Origin of the sequence: Gluconobacter roseus, from assembly GCF_046058915.1 — a bacterium.
GTDB classification, from domain to species: Bacteria; Pseudomonadota; Alphaproteobacteria; order Acetobacterales; family Acetobacteraceae; genus Gluconobacter; species Gluconobacter roseus_A.
On sequence record NZ_CP175538.1, the window covers coordinates 885,493 to 902,316 of the forward strand.

At 60.2% G+C, this 16,824-nt stretch carries 16 protein-coding genes; 1 reads left to right on the top strand and 15 read right to left on the bottom strand.

Features of this window, described 5'->3' with window-relative positions; genetic code table 11:
• Positions 1 to 8: 8 nt before the first annotated feature.
• The 15 genes from lpxD to rpoZ all read right to left on the bottom strand — a co-directional run bounded on the left by lpxD (position 9) and on the right by rpoZ (position 15,719).
• Entirely contained in the window at positions 9 to 1,067 is a 1,059-nt protein-coding gene (gene lpxD, locus ACJ2A4_RS04160) for a UDP-3-O-(3-hydroxymyristoyl)glucosamine N-acyltransferase (protein WP_408873725.1), read from the bottom strand.
• 11 nt (positions 1,068 to 1,078) lie between these two features.
• Positions 1,079 to 1,981: an OmpH family outer membrane protein gene (locus tag ACJ2A4_RS04165; RefSeq protein ID WP_408873726.1), complete on the bottom strand. Its 903-nt coding sequence runs from the start codon at positions 1,979 to 1,981 to the stop codon at positions 1,079 to 1,081.
• A gap of 52 nt (positions 1,982 to 2,033) precedes the next feature.
• Positions 2,034 to 4,478 carry an outer membrane protein assembly factor BamA gene (gene bamA / locus ACJ2A4_RS04170; RefSeq protein ID WP_408873727.1) on the bottom strand — a complete coding sequence of 815 codons (2,445 nt, stop codon included), beginning with the start codon at positions 4,476 to 4,478 and terminating at the stop codon, positions 2,034 to 2,036.
• A gap of 171 nt (positions 4,479 to 4,649) precedes the next feature.
• Positions 4,650 to 5,750: an RIP metalloprotease RseP gene (gene rseP / locus ACJ2A4_RS04175; RefSeq protein WP_408873728.1), complete on the bottom strand. Its 1,101-nt coding sequence runs from the start codon at positions 5,748 to 5,750 to the stop codon at positions 4,650 to 4,652.
• Positions 5,743 to 6,960, bottom strand: coding sequence for a 1-deoxy-D-xylulose-5-phosphate reductoisomerase (gene dxr, locus ACJ2A4_RS04180; protein WP_408873729.1), 1,218 nt, complete (start codon positions 6,958 to 6,960; stop codon positions 5,743 to 5,745). The genes rseP and dxr overlap by 8 nt, the downstream gene beginning before the upstream one ends.
• Complete coding sequence (locus tag ACJ2A4_RS04185; protein WP_408873730.1) at positions 6,953 to 7,804, bottom strand: phosphatidate cytidylyltransferase; 852 nt, start codon at positions 7,802 to 7,804, stop codon at positions 6,953 to 6,955. Before ACJ2A4_RS04185 ends, dxr begins: the two co-directional genes overlap by 8 nt.
• Entirely contained in the window at positions 7,801 to 8,481 is a 681-nt protein-coding gene (uppS, locus tag ACJ2A4_RS04190; RefSeq protein WP_407646336.1) for a polyprenyl diphosphate synthase, read from the bottom strand. The genes ACJ2A4_RS04185 and uppS overlap by 4 nt, the downstream gene beginning before the upstream one ends.
• A 95-nt stretch (positions 8,482 to 8,576) precedes the next feature.
• On the bottom strand, positions 8,577 to 9,143 hold the full coding sequence (gene frr / locus ACJ2A4_RS04195; RefSeq protein WP_011253333.1) for a ribosome recycling factor: 567 nt from the start codon (positions 9,141 to 9,143) through the stop codon (positions 8,577 to 8,579).
• Between the two features lie 68 nt (positions 9,144 to 9,211).
• Positions 9,212 to 9,952 carry a UMP kinase gene (gene pyrH, locus ACJ2A4_RS04200; RefSeq protein WP_408873731.1) on the bottom strand — a complete coding sequence of 247 codons (741 nt, stop codon included), beginning with the start codon at positions 9,950 to 9,952 and terminating at the stop codon, positions 9,212 to 9,214.
• A 111-nt stretch (positions 9,953 to 10,063) separates the two neighbouring features.
• Positions 10,064 to 10,951, bottom strand: a complete 888-nt coding sequence (gene era, locus ACJ2A4_RS04205; RefSeq protein WP_408873732.1) for a GTPase Era — start codon at positions 10,949 to 10,951, stop codon at positions 10,064 to 10,066.
• A gap of 25 nt (positions 10,952 to 10,976) precedes the next feature.
• Positions 10,977 to 11,711 carry a ribonuclease III gene (gene rnc / locus ACJ2A4_RS04210; RefSeq protein ID WP_408873733.1) on the bottom strand — a complete coding sequence of 245 codons (735 nt, stop codon included), beginning with the start codon at positions 11,709 to 11,711 and terminating at the stop codon, positions 10,977 to 10,979.
• The gene (gene lepB, locus ACJ2A4_RS04215; RefSeq protein ID WP_194258710.1) at positions 11,708 to 12,502 is read right to left on the bottom strand and encodes a signal peptidase I; all 795 of its coding nucleotides are present in this window, start codon (positions 12,500 to 12,502) and stop codon (positions 11,708 to 11,710) included. The genes rnc and lepB overlap by 4 nt, the downstream gene beginning before the upstream one ends.
• Before the next feature lie 30 nt (positions 12,503 to 12,532).
• A complete protein-coding gene (acpS, locus tag ACJ2A4_RS04220) occupies positions 12,533 to 12,985 on the bottom strand; it encodes a holo-ACP synthase (RefSeq protein ID WP_408873734.1) in 453 nt (150 codons plus the stop codon).
• Between the two features lie 4 nt (positions 12,986 to 12,989).
• The gene (locus tag ACJ2A4_RS04225) at positions 12,990 to 15,287 is read right to left on the bottom strand and encodes a bifunctional (p)ppGpp synthetase/guanosine-3',5'-bis(diphosphate) 3'-pyrophosphohydrolase (protein WP_062508702.1); all 2,298 of its coding nucleotides are present in this window, start codon (positions 15,285 to 15,287) and stop codon (positions 12,990 to 12,992) included.
• Positions 15,288 to 15,323: 36 nt separating this feature from the next.
• Positions 15,324 to 15,719, bottom strand: coding sequence for a DNA-directed RNA polymerase subunit omega (gene rpoZ, locus ACJ2A4_RS04230; RefSeq protein ID WP_408873735.1), 396 nt, complete (start codon positions 15,717 to 15,719; stop codon positions 15,324 to 15,326).
• Positions 15,720 to 15,918: 199 nt separating this feature from the next.
• Between rpoZ and ACJ2A4_RS04235 the strand changes: the two genes are divergently transcribed.
• Positions 15,919 to 16,527, top strand: a complete 609-nt coding sequence (locus ACJ2A4_RS04235) for an NYN domain-containing protein (RefSeq protein WP_408873736.1) — start codon at positions 15,919 to 15,921, stop codon at positions 16,525 to 16,527.
• Positions 16,528 to 16,824 lie beyond the last annotated feature (297 nt).

Genomic DNA, 16,824 nt, shown 5'->3' on the forward strand with positions numbered 1-16,824 from the left:
CAGAAGGGCTAGTCGCCGCTTTTGCGGGAAAGTTTGCGCAGTGTAGCGACATTCCGGAAAAACTCGCGGAACGGCATCGCGGGGCTGCCGATGACATCAGCTCCGGCATCAACATCCGACATGACACCGCACTGGGCGCCAATCCGGGCTTTCGAGCCGATCTTGATATGTCCGATCAGGCCAGCCTGCGCTGCGATGGTGACGAAATCACCCAGTTCCGTGGAGCCGGAAATCCCGGCCTGAGAAACGACAATGCAGCAGCGTCCCAGGCGCGCATTGTGGCCAATCTGCACGAGATTATTGATGCGGGTGCCAGCCCCGATCAGGGTATCACGCATGGAGCCACGGTCGATGGTCGAATTGGCGCCGACTTCCACGCCATCCTCCAGCACGACCAGACCAAGCTGCGGAACAGTCTCGAACCCTTCGGGACCGACTGCAAAACCAAAGCCATCCTGACCGATACGAACGCCAGGATAGAGCGTTACGCGATCACCAATCCGGGCATGGGAAATGGCGGTGTGAGCACCGATGCGGCACCGGGTACCGATTTCAACGCTCTGGCCGATGCTGGCATGGCTTGCGACGATACTGTCACGACCAATGCGGACACCGCTGCCGATAACCGCGAAAGGACCGATCTCGACATTTTCGCCGATCTCGGCGTCTTCTGCAATCCAGGCCGTCGGATGACGGACGCCCGTGGATGAGGGCGCCGGATGAAACAGCGTGGCAATGCGGGCCCAGGCAAGATAGGGCGCCTTGCAGACCAGCCCAGCCGTATCAGGCGGAAGTTTGTCGGAAAAAGCCGGTGACAGGATGACAGCCCCGGCTTTTGTTTCGGCCAGAAGCGGCAGATAGCGGCGGTTGTCGAGAAAGCTGACCTCATCCGGGCCAGCAACATGCAGGGGCGCTACGCCACGGAACTCGGAGAGCCCCTTCCCTGATGCTGCCGGAACGATCGTGCTGCCCGACACCTCTGCCAGACGCTCCAGACCGAAGGGCCCGGAGCGCTGGAAGAAACGGCTGTCACCCGGGCGGCTTTCCTTCGCTGAAATATCAGACACGACCTGTCGCCTCAGTGATGCTGGCGAAGAACGGACTCGTTCGGCGCGGCGGCCGGAGGTTCCTGCTGGGGCCCCTGGGCCTGTCGCTGTTCATCGGCTGTGGTGGGCATCTTGCCGGAACGGGCAAGCTGCTCGGGATCAACGCCATCATCGGGAATGAAGACATGCGGCAGCGTCTTGTTAAGCTGCGTGCCAACTTCCTCCGTGATGTCCTGACCACCGACATGCAGCACGACCTGCTCTGCATGCAGGATCAGGTTCATGTTGTGGGCAGCAGCAACCGCGGCGATGATGCCGTTGGGCTCTTCCAGTTCACGCTCGATCTGATGCATGGCAACCTGGGCAGCTTCCTGGATAAGGCGGGCCTGATTGCCGAAATCATGCTGATCCTTGGCGCGGCGCTCCTGAAGATGACGCTCGCGCAGCTGGATCTGATCCGATGTCAGGGTACGGGCCTGTGCCTGCAGTTTCTGCTGCTCGCCACGCCATGCGGCTTCCTCACGCTGGACAGCCTGTGCCAGACGGTCACGACGCGCACCCAGAACCTGCTGGATTTCCTGCCAGGCGCTGGAAATCTGCATGACGGCCTGAACATTGATCACACCGATGACGGCAGCCGGCGGAGGCGAGGCCTTGGCAATGGTCGGAGGTGCCGGGATCGGAGGCAGCGGAAGGACCGGAGGCGCCTGCTGCTGCTCAACCGGAGCAGAGTCGTTTTCTTCCTCAGGAACCGAAACAGGAACACGGCGCTGCACGGGGCGCGGCGCCGGAGCATCGGGATGGGCGGCCTTGGGAACAAACCAGCCGCCATTGCCACCAGCGGCCTGGGCATGGGCGCCCGATGTGGAGACAAGAATTGTCGCAGCCAGAAGCGCGCCGGCCGAGGCCGTGCGCATCAGGGAAGTAAGGGTCATGACCACCTCTTGGGAAGGGGTTGAAGAACAGGACGGCAAGGTCTCGAACAGTTCAGAACTGCTGGCCAAAACCGAAACGCAGCGGATACAGACGGTCACCATGTTCCTTGCGGATCGGCACAGCGCCATCAATGTTGACGAGACCGAACGGGCTCTTCCATGACACGCCGAGACCACCCGACACACGCGGCACCAGGTCATCGCCGGTAATCGGGGTGAAGTAGTAATTCGGCTGGCCGTAACGGGCGAAATCCCGGTAATTATGCTTGACACGGATACCGGCAAGACTACCGGCATCAATGAAGCCACGTCCCGAAATACCCAGATCATCACCCATAGGCAGCGGGAAGTTGAGCTGTGCAGACGCCGTATACATGAAACGGCCACCCAGAAGATCTTCCTGTCCCTGAGTTGGAACATACTGGCCGTTGATCTTGATGTGACCCGACCGCGGACCGACACCACCCTGGAGGAAGCCACGCAGGTTTTCACCACCGAGATAGAAGTTATCGATGATGTTACGGTTACCGCTGGAACTCCAGTCACCCATGTAACCGACGCCACCCTTGAACTGGAACGTCCAGTCATGGTTGCCGGTCAGATCGTCAAGCGGAAGATAGTAGGCACCATCTGCTTTTACACGGCCGTATTTGGAGTTTCCGCCAATGCCGGCAAAGTCACCGCCGATCTTGAACATGTAACCGGTATGGGGGTTCATGCGGCGATCGCGGCGGTCATAGGTGATGGAGGTGCTAAGCTGGGACAGCAATGACCAGCCGGCCGACTGCTGCACATAGATCGACGGAACCCACTGGATCAGGCTGGGATCCTGCGCCACAGCGGCAGCGTCATAGAAGTTGCCGACCTGACGATCAACGAGGGTGTAGTTCCAAGACTGCGACAGATAGCGGTTATAGGCATAACCCAGACGCAGGCTCATGCCGTACTGGGATTCCTTATAGCTCTGATATGTCTGGTAGTTGTTCTGGATGAAGTAGAAATCCGCACCGGCCACGAGATTCCGGTTCAGGAAGTACGGGTCAGTAATCGAGATGTCAGCCTGCTTTTCATAATAGGCGACCGTCCCGGAAATACCGGCATCCACGCCCGTTCCGAGCAGGTTGTGCTGCTTGATCGCGGCATTACCGAGAATACCAACGTCCGTCGAGTAACCGCCACCAAGGGAGAATTCGCCTGTCGGCTTCTCGACCACGTTTGCGGAAACATTGACACGGTCAGGAGCGGAGCCCTGTGTCTGATCCACGGAGACGGAACTGAAATATCCGAGATCCTGCAGACCAAGCTTGGAATATTTCCGGTCGAACGGGGTGTACGGGTCCCCTTCCGCCATCGGCAGGTTCCGGCGGATCACGTCATCATGGGTGATGGTGTTGCCGTTGATGTCGATACGCTCGACATAGACATGCGGCCCCTCGGTCACGTCGAACAGCAGGTTGACGAGGTGCTTTTCAGGGTTACGGGCAATTTCCGAACGCACCATGGCGAATGGGTGTCCCGTGGCCTGCAGCCATTCCTGCATGTTCTTGGTGTTGTTCTGGATCGCCGTACCATCATACCACTGGTGCGGGAAAAGCTCGACATGCGGACGAAGCATTTCCGGCGTCACATGACGGACGCTGGAGCGCACATCCATCTTGCCCAGACGGTAGCGGTCGCCCTCATGAAGCGTGAAGGTCACATAGAAGGATTTATGATCCGGCGCGAGTTCGCCGGTCGCATCGACCATGTGGAAGTCGACGAAGCCGTTATGCAGATAGAAGCGACGCAACAGTTCGGCGTCGTATTTCACGCGCTCCGGGTTATATTCATCCGAGGACGAGAAGAAGCGGTACCAGATCGTCTCCTTGGAGGAGATGACCTGCGCGAGACGTGCTTCGCTGAAGGCATGGTTGCCGACGAAGACGATCTTCTTGATGAGCGTCTGCTGGGCTTCGTTGATGTTGAAAACCACGTCCACGCGGTTATGGGACAGCTTGACGATCTGGGGCGTAACGGTCGCGCCGAAGCGGGCCTTGCCGGCATACTGGTTCAGGATCTTCTGACGGTCAGCGGCTGTCGTCTGGGATGAGAACACGGCGCGGGGACGCAGGCTGATTTCCTTACGGAGATCCTCGTCCTTCAGCGCATGGTTCCCCTCGAACACGATACGGTTGACGATCGGGTTTTCGACGAGGTCCACGAGAAGCGTGTTGCCGTCGCGGTGCAGCGTCACGTCCTTGAAAAGGCCGGTGGCGTAAAGTGTCTTCAGCGAGCGGTCGAGATCGTCCTGATTGAACGTATCACCCGGCTGGGCGACCATGTAGGACAGCACCGTGCTCGTCTCGATACGGGTGTTACCCTTTACCGAGATGGCCTGAATGATGTTTCCACCCGGAGCAGAGGCCCCTGTCGGCGCCTGATGACGAACGGAGCGCGCCTCGGCTACTCCGAGGGCCGTCGGCAGCAGACAGGCTGATGCAAGAAGCATCAGGCGCATGTTCGAAGACCGGGAACCTCTTGACCGTGATCCTGACAAACCGGCTTTCCTTGTAACATATTTTTTGCAGGCGACTGACACGTCATGCCATTGGCGGAGGTATCCGATAACCCCCACCCCGCGCAAGATGCCCTGACGTGTTCAACTGTATCACAAGTCTTTTCAGAATATTTAGCGTACCGCGTGAAAGAGCCAGTGAAACAGTCCGATGTTGGTCAGATCATTGACCGTTGAAAAGAGGAAAAGGGCGCCGATCAGGGCCATTCCGACCTGCATGCTCACTTCCTGAACCCGCCGGGAGACCGGTCGGCCGCGGATCGCCTCGCAGACATAGAACACGAGACGGCCACCATCGAGCACGGGAATTGGGAAAAGATTGATCAGGCCAAGATTGATGGAAAGCAGCGCCATGAAGGAAATGATGCTCGCCAGACCATAGCTTGCGACCTGTCCGGAGAGCTGCGCGATGCGAATCGTACCGCCCAGTTCCTTCGCGCTTCGCTGACCGCTGATGATCTGCCACACGCCTTCAAGCGTCATGACCGATTTGTCCCAGGTTTCCTGCATTCCCATGATGAAAGCGGAAGGCAGTGAGACAGGTCGGCCACGCGAAATCGCGAAAGCAACGCCCAGGCTTCCCATCTCGTGACCGTTGTTCTTCAGGGTATCCAGCGTCACCGGCAGGGTCAGATCCTCGGCGCCCCGGTGGATACCAAGGGTCGTATGCTGGCCGGGATGGGCTGCAACGGTGGACATGACGTCTTCGGCGCCAAAAATATGCGTGTTGCCGATACTGGTGATGACGTCGCCGGGCTTTACGCCTGCATGTTCCGCCGGACTTCCAGCAGTGACCTGGGAAATGTCACCATGGATTTCCGGTTTGCCGACGACCGCGAACAGCACGGTGAAAGCCAGGATCGCGAAAATGAAATTGAAGACCGGCCCCATGACGATGACGAGTGCCCGCGAGCCAACCGGCTTGTCATGGAACGTTCGGCCCGGAATCCAGGCGGCCTTCTGTTCATCGGTCGCATCTTCGGGACCCTCAAAGCCGTGCGGCTTGACGAACCCTCCAAGCGGAATGGCACTGATCCGCCATTCGGTACCGGATTTGTCGTGCCAGCGATGGATGGCCGGACCAAAGCCGATGGAGAAGGTTTCAACCTTCACGCCACGCCAGCGCGCAGCAAGATAATGCCCGAGTTCATGAATGAAAACGAGAATGCCCAGAATCAGGACGTAGGCCAGAATGGTGCGTAAAAGATCATGCATTCAGGGCGGTCTCGCTCACATCGTTTCGCAGGTGACCGCTCGCCCAAAGGATATGTGCTTCCGCAAGAGCCCGGCCCTTCGCGTCCCAATGTAGCACCTCATCAAGGGTGGTGAGCTCGGGATTTTCGTCCATGGCCTGAAGGGCTGCATCGATGGTCTCACCAATACCGAGGAAACCGATACGGCGGTTCAGGAAGGCGTCCACCGCGACTTCGTTTGCAGCCGAGAAGACAGCCGGTGCAGCGCCCCCTGCCCTGAGCACCTGACGCGCAAGACGCAGAGGGGCAAAGCGGACCTCATCAGGCGCCTCGAACTCCAGACGGCCATAAGCGGCCAGATCGAGACGGTCGCAGGGCGTGGCCATGCGCTTTGGCCAGGCAAGGGTGTGAGCGATGGGGATGCGCATGTCCGCCGAACCCATCTGGGAGACGAGGCTGCCATCGCGGAACTGCACCAGACCATGCACGACGGACTGGGGATGGACCAGAACGTCGATCCGATCCTCGGTCAGGCCAAAGAGACGGGCTGCTTCGATGACTTCAAGTCCCTTGTTCGCCATGGAGGCAGAGTCGATCGTGATCTTGGCACCCATCGACCAGGTCGGATGCTTCAGGGCCTTTTCTGGCGTGGCGGCGCGCATTTCCTCGATGGAGGATTTGCGGAACGGGCCGCCTGAAGCCGTCAGGATGATCTTCTCGACGCTGTCCATGTCACAGCCACCAAGGGACTGGGCGATGGCGTTGTGCTCCGAATCGACCGGCAGAAGCGTGGCACCGGCTTCGGCGACGGCGCGCAGCATGACGTCACCGGCGCAGACAAGGGCCTCCTTGTTGGCGAGAGCCACGGCATGACCGTTGCGGGCAGCAGCGAGCGTTGGCTCCAGACCTGCGGCACCGGTAATGGCCGCCATGGTCCAGTCGGCTTCCATGGCGCCGGCCTCAATGACGGCCTGACGGCCTGCGGCGGTCCGGATACCAGTGCCGGCGAGGCAGGATTTCAGCTCTTCATGGCGGCGTTCATCATGAATGACAGCCACTTCGGCATTCAGACGCCTGGCCTGTTCGGCAAGCAGCGCAGCGTTACAGCCACCAACCAGCGCGCGCACCTCAATCTGGTCCGGAATACGGGCGAGCAGATCGACCGTGGACGTTCCAATGCTGCCGGTGCTGCCGAGCACCGTGATGCGACGACGTGCAGAACCGTCAGTCATGAGAAAAGCTCCCCTGAGAAATGGATGGATGTGCAGAGCCGCCAGTCAGATCTGCAGGAAGAATGGACCAGAAAGGTTGTGCCGCCACCAGAAGCGACAGCAGGGCTGCGGCAGGCGCCGCGGCGAGAAGGCCATCAAAACGGTCCAGAAGACCGCCATGCCCGGGAATAAGACGCCCGGAATCCTTGACGCCAAGGCGCCGTTTGGCGGCACTTTCCAGCAGGTCGCCGCTTTGGGAGAAAATACCAAGGACGGCACCGCAGATCAGGCCGCCCCACTGGGTCCCGGGTGCAGTCAGCCAGGCGACCAGCCCACCAGCCAGCGCCGCCCCAAAAAGACCGCCAATCGCACCGGAGCGCGTTTTCCCGGGAGAGATGGAGGGAGCCAGTTTGGGCCCACCGAAAATGCGTCCCGTCAGATAGGCGAAGCTGTCACTCGCGATGACGACAGACAGGACGAAAAGGACAGAGGCCATTCCGAACGGCAGGTGACGCAGCCACAGGAGCGACAGGCCACCGATAATGGCAATAACGACAGGAACGCTGGCCGGGAAACCGAAGATCAGTGTGGGCCAGATCATCCAGAATGCAGCGCTCCACTCCCCTTTCAGGGCAGCAAGGCCGGCGATGACAGGCCAGGCCAGCAGAAGGATGCCGCGCCATGTTTTCAGCGGCTGGCGGATAAGGGTTTCACCTTCCCAGACCAGACCGAACATCGCCAGCAGGATCAGGCCATCATAGACCGGGCCGCCTTTCCAGATGCAGAAGGCTGCGACCGGGATCAGCACCGCGGCGGAGAGCAGACGCAGACGCAGGTCCGACCATCTGGCGGAGGCGGCGCTCATGCCGGACGTCCGCCGAACCGGCGCTGACGGCTTGCAAAGCGCGCAAGGGCGTCAAGAAATTCGGCTTCGCCAAAATCGGGCCAGAGCACGTCCATGAAGACCAGTTCGGCATAGGCGCTCTGCCAGAGCAGGAAATTGGAAAGACGGCACTCGCCGCTGGTGCGGATGACAAGATCCGGATCGGGCATGTCACCGGTCTGGAGAGCGTCGTCGAGCATGGTCTCACTGATACTGTCGGCCGTGATCTTTCCGGCAACGGCGTCTTCAGCCAGACGGCGGGCGGCCTGAACGATGTCCGCACGCCCGCCATAAGACAGGGCAAGCGTCAGTGTCAGGGTCGTGTTGTGCAGGGTCAGGGCTTCGGCGCGACGCAGTTCCTCGCGCAGGGAGCTTTCAAACCGCTCCGGCTCACCAATGATCCGCAGCCGTACGCCCTGGGCATGCAGTTCGTTGATTTTGTGCCGCAGATAGAACCGCAGCAGGGATGTGAGATCCCCGACTTCCTCGGCCGAACGACGCCAGTTTTCCGAAGAGAACGCATAGAGCGTCAGGTATCGCACGCCCTGCCGGATGGCCGTGCGGACGCATTGCTGTACGGATTCCGCACCCTGACGGTGCCCTGCGGCCACAGGGAGTTTGCGCGCGCGGGCCCAGCGGCCGTTCCCGTCCATGATCATGGCGATATGGACGGGAACGACGCTCACGCCGCCCCCGGATGAAGAGGAGACGACACGGTCGTGACGGGGAAGAGATCCTGCAGACAAATGCGCAATCAGACCTGTTTGATCTCGCGTTCTTTGTCCGCGAAAATATCGTCGACCTTCTTGATGTACTGGTCCGTCAGCTTCTGGATGGCGTCGGTCCAGGTCTTCATATCGTCCTGGCTGATCTCGCTCTTCTTTTCCAGGGCCTTGGTCTGCTCCATGCCGTCACGACGCACGCCACGCACGGAAATCTTGCCATTCTCGGCATAACGGCTGGCAGCGCGGGCCAGTTCGTTGCGGCGCTCTTCGGTCAGGGCCGGAATGGGAACACGGACCGTCTGACCGTCCGTGGACGGATTGAGGCCAAGGCCGCTGTCCCGGATGGCACGCTCGACGGCACCGACAACCGTACGGTCCCAGACGGACACCGTCAGCATACGGGCTTCGGGAACGGCGATGGACCCGACCTGCGACAGCGGAACTTCCGAGCCATAGGCTTCGACGCGCACCGGCTCCAGAAGGTTCGGGCTGGCCCGGCCCGAACGCAGACCGGAAAGGTCCCGACGCAGGCTTTCGATCGCACCGTCCATACGGCGGGTCAGATCGGCGAGAAGGTCATTCAGGGCAGCGGACATGAGCTGTTCCTTTCAGTTCGACGTGGTTTTCAGGAGAGAGCCTGAAGATTTCGTTGAAAATGCGGAGATCAGTCCGCTTCGATGATCTTGGTGAAGAGCCCTTCCCCACGCATCACGGCCCCAAAGGAGCCGGGAGCATGCATGTTGAAGACCACGATGGGCAATTTGTTTTCACGCGCCAGGCTGATGGCCGCGGCATCCATGACGTTCAGGTCGCGAGCCAGGACTTCGAGATAGGTCAGCTGGTCATAGCGCTCGGCGCCCGGGTTGCGGCGCGGGTCGGCGGAATAGACGCCGTCCACCTGCGTGCCCTTGAAGAGCGCATCGCACTCCATCTCGTTGGCGCGCAGGGCGGCGGCCGTATCCGTCGTGAAGAACGGATTGCCGGTGCCTGCTGCGAAAATGACGACGCGGCCCTTTTCCATGTGGCGCACGGCACGGCGGCGGATATAGGGCTCCGCGATGGCGGCCATCTGGATGGCCGTCATCACGCGCGTCTCCATGCCGCGACGCTCAAGCGCGTTCTGCAGCATCAGTGCGTTGATGACGGTCGCCAGCATGCCGGCATAATCGCCCTGCGCACGGTCCATACCCTTAGCTGCGGCTGCAAGGCCGCGGAAGATGTTGCCACCACCGACGACGAGGCAGACTTCCACTCCGGAAGCCACCACTTCGGCGATGTCGGCGGCAACCATGTCCACCATTACGGGGTCTACCCCTGACGGTCCGTCGCCCATAAGTGCCTCACCGGACACCTTGAGCAGGACGCGTTTGTAGGAGGGGCTCTGTTCTCGATTTTCGGTCATCATGCCCGTCTCTGGCTGGATGTGTCTTGACGTGCGCCTGTCATACAGACGTGGCGGGATTGGAACAAGCGATGTCAGGATGCCGGATTTCGAACGCTCCGGCACCTGTCTTTTTCAGTCGTCGAGGCCGATGGCGCGCAGACGGGCCTTTTCCTCGTCCCAGCCTGCCCGTTCCTTGACGTTCAGGAACAGGTGGCACTTGCGGTCCAGAAGCTCCTGAAGCTCCATGCGGGCACGGGCGCCGAGGGACTTGATCTTGTGGCCGCCCTCGCCGATCAGGATCGCCTTGTGGCCGGGACGGGAGACGTAAATCGTCACCTCGATCCGGACCGAACCATCCGGACGCTCCTTGAAGCTCTCGGTCTCGACCGTAGCCTGATAGGGGATTTCCTCATGCGTCTGCATGAAGATCTGCTCACGGACCAGCTCGGCAGCGAGCAAACGGTCCGGCAGATCCGTCAGATCATCTTCAGGGTAAAGGAACGGACCTTCAGGCAACTCGGTCGCCAGACGCCCCATCAGGTCGCTGACGCCCTCACCCGAACGGGCACTCAGCATAAAGACATGCTCGACCTTGATGAGGCCGCTGATTTCCTGTGTCAGGGGCAGCAGTTCACCACGTTCCACCAGATCCGTCTTGTTCAGCACAAGCCAGATGCGACCCTTGCTTTCAGACAGCTTGGCGATGATCTCGCGGACATCTTCGCGCAGACCGGATTTTGCATCCACCAGCAGCAGGGTCAGATCCGCATCCTGCGAACCCGACCAGGCCGCGTTGACCATGGCGCGGTCGAGGCGACGGCGCGGCTTGAAAATGCCTGGCAGGTCCACGAGGATGATCTGGGCATTGTCCTGCATGACGATGCCAAGCGTCCTGAAACGGGTCGTCTGGGCCTTGGGGCTGACGATGGACAGCTTGGCTCCGGCAATCCGGTTGAGCAGGGTGGACTTCCCCGCATTCGGGGCGCCGACGAGAGCCACGAAACCGCAGCGCGTGGTCATGTTCTGATCCTTTGTTGATGACATTTCAGGATGCCACATTCTGACCGAGGAGTTTCAATAGCGCAGTCGCCGCAGCACTTTCCGCCAGTCTTTTGCTGCCGGCCTCTCCCGTCCCCGTATGCCCCATCGTCGTGACGCTGACACGGAATACCGGCGCATGGGATGGGCCTTCCGAAGACAGAAGTTCGTAGTTCGGAAGTGGCAGACCCTGCGAGAGCATATATTCCTGCAGCAGGGTCTTGGGTTCCTTGTGAGGCCGGTCGGCACTGTCAATTCGGGACTGCCAGTACTGACGCACTACATGGCGGGCCGGCTCCAGACCACCATCCAGATAGAGCGCGCCAAGAAGGGCTTCCATCGCATCCGCACGGATGCTGGATAGGCGCCGGATGCCGGCATCTTCCTCATGCGGGGAAATCTGGAGCGAAGCCGAGAGACCAACCTGGTCCGCAATTTCAGCCAGCACGGTCCGCGATACCAGATGGGCGTGACGGGGACCGAGAGCCCCCTCCTGTTCATCGGGATAGCGTTCCAGCAGCCATTCGGCCATCAGCAGACCGAGAACCCGGTCCCCGATGAATTCAAGACGCTCGTTTGAGCCGCTGCCCTTGGGCCGCTGGTTCCGACGCGAGCGACGGGGATCACGCCCGGAAACGGCAGAACGATGCGTGAGGGCTTCGTGCAGCAGTTCGGGTTTTGAGAACTTATGCCCAAGCGCCGTCTGCATGGAGACGAGGGCTTCTGAGGAGGTGAGTTTCATGTGACGGAGTGCAGAAAACGGTTCCAGCGGATCTCGGTCGGCCAGTACCAGAACTGCCAGGCGGGATGCCGCATATCCATGGAAAACAGGACGATAGGCGCGCGACCAACGAGATTCTGCATGGGGACAAAACCCAGATCTTCCGGACCATCGCCCTGGAAACGACTGTCGGCACTGTCGTCACGGTCATCGCCCATGGCGAAGAAGGAGCCCTCCGGCACGACATATTCAGGCGTGTCATTGGCAAAGCCCTCATCCGTCAGCTTGAGGATATCATGCTCGACGGTCGGACGTCCGGCGCTTCCGGGAAGGCTTTCGCGGTAGCGGTCGCCGCTGAGAAGACGGTTGTTCTCGTCCAGAACTTCGTAGTGACCCAGCGACGTGCGGGGGACTTCAATACCATTGAGGATCAGCTTGCCGCCCGTGACCTGAATATGATCGCCAGGCAGGCCGATGATGCGCTTGATGTAATCCACGGACGTATCACGCGTAAAACGGAAGACCGCAACATCACCGCGATGAGGCTCGGAACCCAGAATCCGGCCGCTGAAGACATTTGGGGAGAACGGGAACGAAAAGCGCGAATAGCCGTAGCTGAACTTCGAAACCAGCACGAAATCGCCGATCTGAAGCGTTGGGATCATCGAGCCGGACGGGATATTGAAAGGCTCCACCACGAGGGAACGGACGGCAAAGACAGCCAGAAGCAGCACGCAGAAATAGCGGATGCTCTCACCCAGCGTCTCTTCGCGGCGTGCGGGCTTGTCGCCAGCACTTTCTGAACCCTGCACGGGCCTGTTCTCCTTGATCATGAGACGCTCTTAACGCAGCTTGACGGCGTTGGCGAGCGCTTCAATCGGTACAGTCGATCCCGGAGGAACGGATTGGATGATGACCTGCGCAAGAGCGAAGGGAGGATCGTCGGTCAGGCTGACAAGAAGCTGTGCGTCCTGCCCTGCTGGCGTCAGTCGCTGAAGAACCTCCTGCGCACCTCCCGAAAGGCGCAGTTCCGGGGCGCCGCTCGGACCATTGCAGATCCCGATGTCCTGAAGCTGAACGCCATCTGCGAAACCGGTTCCCAGCGCTTTTGCACAGGCTTCCTTTGCAGCCCAGCGCTTGGCATAGCTGCCCATCCGCGCAGCGCCCGAAAGGCGATCAGCGTGGGTCCGCTCAGCCTCGGTGAAAACACGTTTGAGGAAGCGGTCACCAAAACGTTCGACGCTCTGTTCAATACGCGAGATCATGCACAGGTCCGTTCCCATGCCGAGGATCACGTGCTCATCCCTTGGCGCGCTCCACCTGCATGACCCCCACAGCCGTGCGGAACGCTGCGATCAGAGACGACAGATGACGCAGATCCTTCACTTCAAGATCGACGAGGATTTCCATGAAATCGAGCTGGCGGTTCACGATCTTGAGGTTGATGACGCTGCCATTGTGCTTGGCCGCAACATTGGTCAGCGTCGCAAGGACTTCAGGCTCGTTGGCGGCTACGACGGACAGGCGGGCCGTGTAGGGCTCGGCACCCTGACGGCGGCCAAGGGCTTCGTAATCCCAGTCCACTTCCAGAAAGCGTTCGGGCGTATCGGCAAAACTGGACAGGTTCTGGCATCCGCGGCGATGGATGGTCACGCCCTTGCCCTGCGCGATGATCCCGACGATCGGATCACCCGGCAGCGGACGGCAGCATCCCGCAAAGCTGACGGCGATGCCCGAACCGATTCCCTTGATCGTGCTTCCAGAATGGGCCGCCGTATTCTTGGAGCCGGCATGCCCTGCGCCGAGCATAAGGGACTGACCGAAACGCGGAGACAGGCCCGGCACCATTCTCGGCGCGCGAACGCTCTGGCGCAGTTCCGGATAGGCCGTATTGACCACATCTTTGGGGCCAAGCTGACCATTTCCCACCGAGACGTACAGATCTTCCACCGAAGCCTGACGCAACTCCTTGAGAATCCCGTCGAGGACTTTTTCGGAGCCGTCCACGCCTTCCTGACGGAACGCCTTGGCAATGGCGGCGCGGCCATTGTCCAGATGAACCTGACGCTGCTGCTGCGCCACGAAACGCCGGATACGGGCGCGGGCCTTACCGGTTGCGACGAACCTCTCCCAGGACGGTGACGGCGTGCCGCCACGGGCCGTCATGATCTCGACCTGATCGCCGTTTTGCAGTTCGTGCCGCAGCGGCATCAGGCGGCCATTGACCTTCGCACCCACGCAGGTATCGCCGACCTGACTGTGCACGGCGTAGGCGAAATCGACGGGCGTTGCGCCACGCGGCAGGGAAATCAGTTGCCCCTTGGGGGTAAAGCAGAAAACCTGGTCCTGATAGAGTTCGAGCTTGGTGTTTTCCAGAAACTCGTCAGGAGCCTGACTATCCTCGAGGATTTCCAGCAGATCCTGAACCCAGCGCAGCTTGCGGGTCGGCGCACCGAAGGCCGAAGACAGGGCCGCAGCTTCACGCTCACTCGGTGTCGCGTGTTCCTTGTAGGCCCAGTGCGACGCCACGCCGTTTTCAGCCAGATCGTGCATTTCGGCGGTCCGGATCTGGACCTCGATCTTCTGGTTGCGCGGATGACGCAGGGTCACGCCGGTATGAAGGCTCTGGTATCCGTTGGCCTTGGGCGTGGAAATGTAATCCTTGAAGCGCCCGGCGATCATTGGATAGGCGCCGTGGATCGCTCCAAGCGCCATGTAGCAGGCGTCGCGTGTGGGAACAAGCAGACGGAATGCCATGATGTCCGAGAGCTGCTCGAATGCCACGTTCCGGCGCTGCATCTTTTCCCAGATCGAATAGGGCGATTTCTCGCGCCCGGTCACTTCGACCTTGTCGATGCCGGTTTCGGCACACAGGGCCATCAGTTCCTGACGAACCTGCTCGATAACGTCCGCCCCCTGCCCCCGCAGAAAGTTCAGGCGTGCACGGATTGTTGCATCGGCTTCGGGCTCTAGCTGGGCGAAAGAAAGGTTCTGAAGCTCCGTCTTGACGCGATCCATACCGATGCGCTCGGCCAGAGGCGCATAGATATCCATTGTCTCGCGGGCGATACGCTGCCGGCGGTCCGTGCGCTGCACGTAATGCAGTGTGCGCATATTATGCAGACGATCGGCTAGCTTGACGATCAGGACGCGGATATCCCGCGACATGGCGAGAACGAGCTTGCGGAAATTCTCGGCCTGCTTGGTACGATCGGACTGGAGTTCGAGACGGGTGAGCTTCGTCACGCCATCAACCAGAGCCGCGACATCCTCGCCAAAACGGGCTTTCAGGGAGTCACAAGAGACGCCGGTATCTTCAACGGTATCGTGAAGCAGACCCACCATGATGGACGTCGCATCCATACGGAAACCGGCAAGGATATTGGCGACAGCGATGGGATGGGTAATGTAGGCATCGCCATTGTCGCGACGCTGCTCATTGTGAGCATTGGCCGCAACATCATAGGCGGCTTCGATCCGGGACAGATCGGCGGACGGATCATAGCTTTCGATCCGTCGGAGCAGTCCGGCAATGGACGGTTTGAAATCGCCGGATGCTACGGGCGAGAGCGCATTTGGAGGAGATGCATCAGGCATGAAGCATGTCCTCCTTTCAATGAACCCTGGCAGAAATCAGCGGCGACCCCGGCCACCCAGTTCGGCTTCGATGGCTGCCGCTTCGTCAGCGGACATGTTCTCGGCCATATGGGCATGTTCTTCTTCAGTGGAGACATCCTGCAGGCCGAAAATATTCTGGTCCGTCGGGATAATATCCAGCACTTCTTCGTCAACAGGCTCCGGCTCCGGCGCACGGGCCAGAGAGCGGATGATACCTTCGCGAAGGACGGGCAGGCTCACCTTGTCTTCGGCGATTTCGCGCAGGGCGACGACCGTGTTCTTGTCGTTTTCACGATCCAGACGGATTTCCTCACCGCGCGACAGGCCGCGTGCACGCTGGGCAGCGAGCAGAACCAGTTCAAAACGGTTAGGAACCTTCTCGATGCAATCTTCGACGGTTACGCGCGCCATGCGACAGGCCCCCTTCGGGTAAGACTAAGGAATAAAATAAGAGAGAATGCTGGCAATAACATGCAGTTCATGCGATTGCAATCCGCACCTGCCTCACCTCCGGAATTGAACCTGAGTGCATCCAAGCTCGTTCGCAGCTGGAAGGCAGCTTTTGCCCCTGTCGCACAGGGAAAACATTTTACATACCAGGATTACCATTATGCTTCTGCGCCAGAACGAACGCACAGCCCTTTTCATCGACGGCGCCAGCCTCCACCACGCAGCCCGCAATCTGGGTTTCGAAGTCGATTTCCGCAGCCTGCGCAAACTGTTTGAATCCGAATGTCTTTTCCAGCGTGCCTTTTATTACGCTGCCATGCCCGAGACGGACGATTATTCCCCGCTCCGTCCCCTGACCGACTGGCTGGCCTATAACGGCTATCATCTCGTGCTGAAAAATGCGCGGGAGTTTACGGATCATTCAGGAAGACGGCGTATCAAGGGGAACATGGATGTCGAACTGACAGTGGATCTTCTGGAGCAGGCCGGCCGCCTCGATCACGCCGTGATCGTGAGTGGTGACTCCGACCTGCGGCGCGCCGTGGAAGCGGTACAGGCGCGCGGGGTCCGGGTTACGGTCATTTCCTCGATGCGCTCGACGCCCCCGATGATCGGGGACGACCTGCGCCGTCAGGCAGACCAGTTCGTTGAACTGGCTGATATTGCACCGTCGTTCACACGTCGTCAGGCAGAACCGCGCAGTTCCTCGCGGCAGAGGCCTGTTCGTCATCCGGCCGATATCAACAGTGACGAGACCAGCGATTCATGACACCTCGGGCTTCTACCGGAACGATCACCGCCCCGCCTCCACCTCCTGCCGCGCCGGAAGGTGTACGGCCGGGCATCGGGCCACTATCGGCAGAACTGCTGATCGTCTGTCTTGATCCGGAAGAAGCCACGAGCACCCTGGGGTCCTTCCTTAAAGCCAACCAGATCGTTTTTGATGCTGCGAACGCCGGGCCGGACTCCATCATCGGGCGGATTACAACCGTCATGCAGCCGCTCTCCCCCAGCCCCTGGCACTGCCTTCCGAGCTGGAAACCTGCAGCACTGCGCTCTGTAAAGA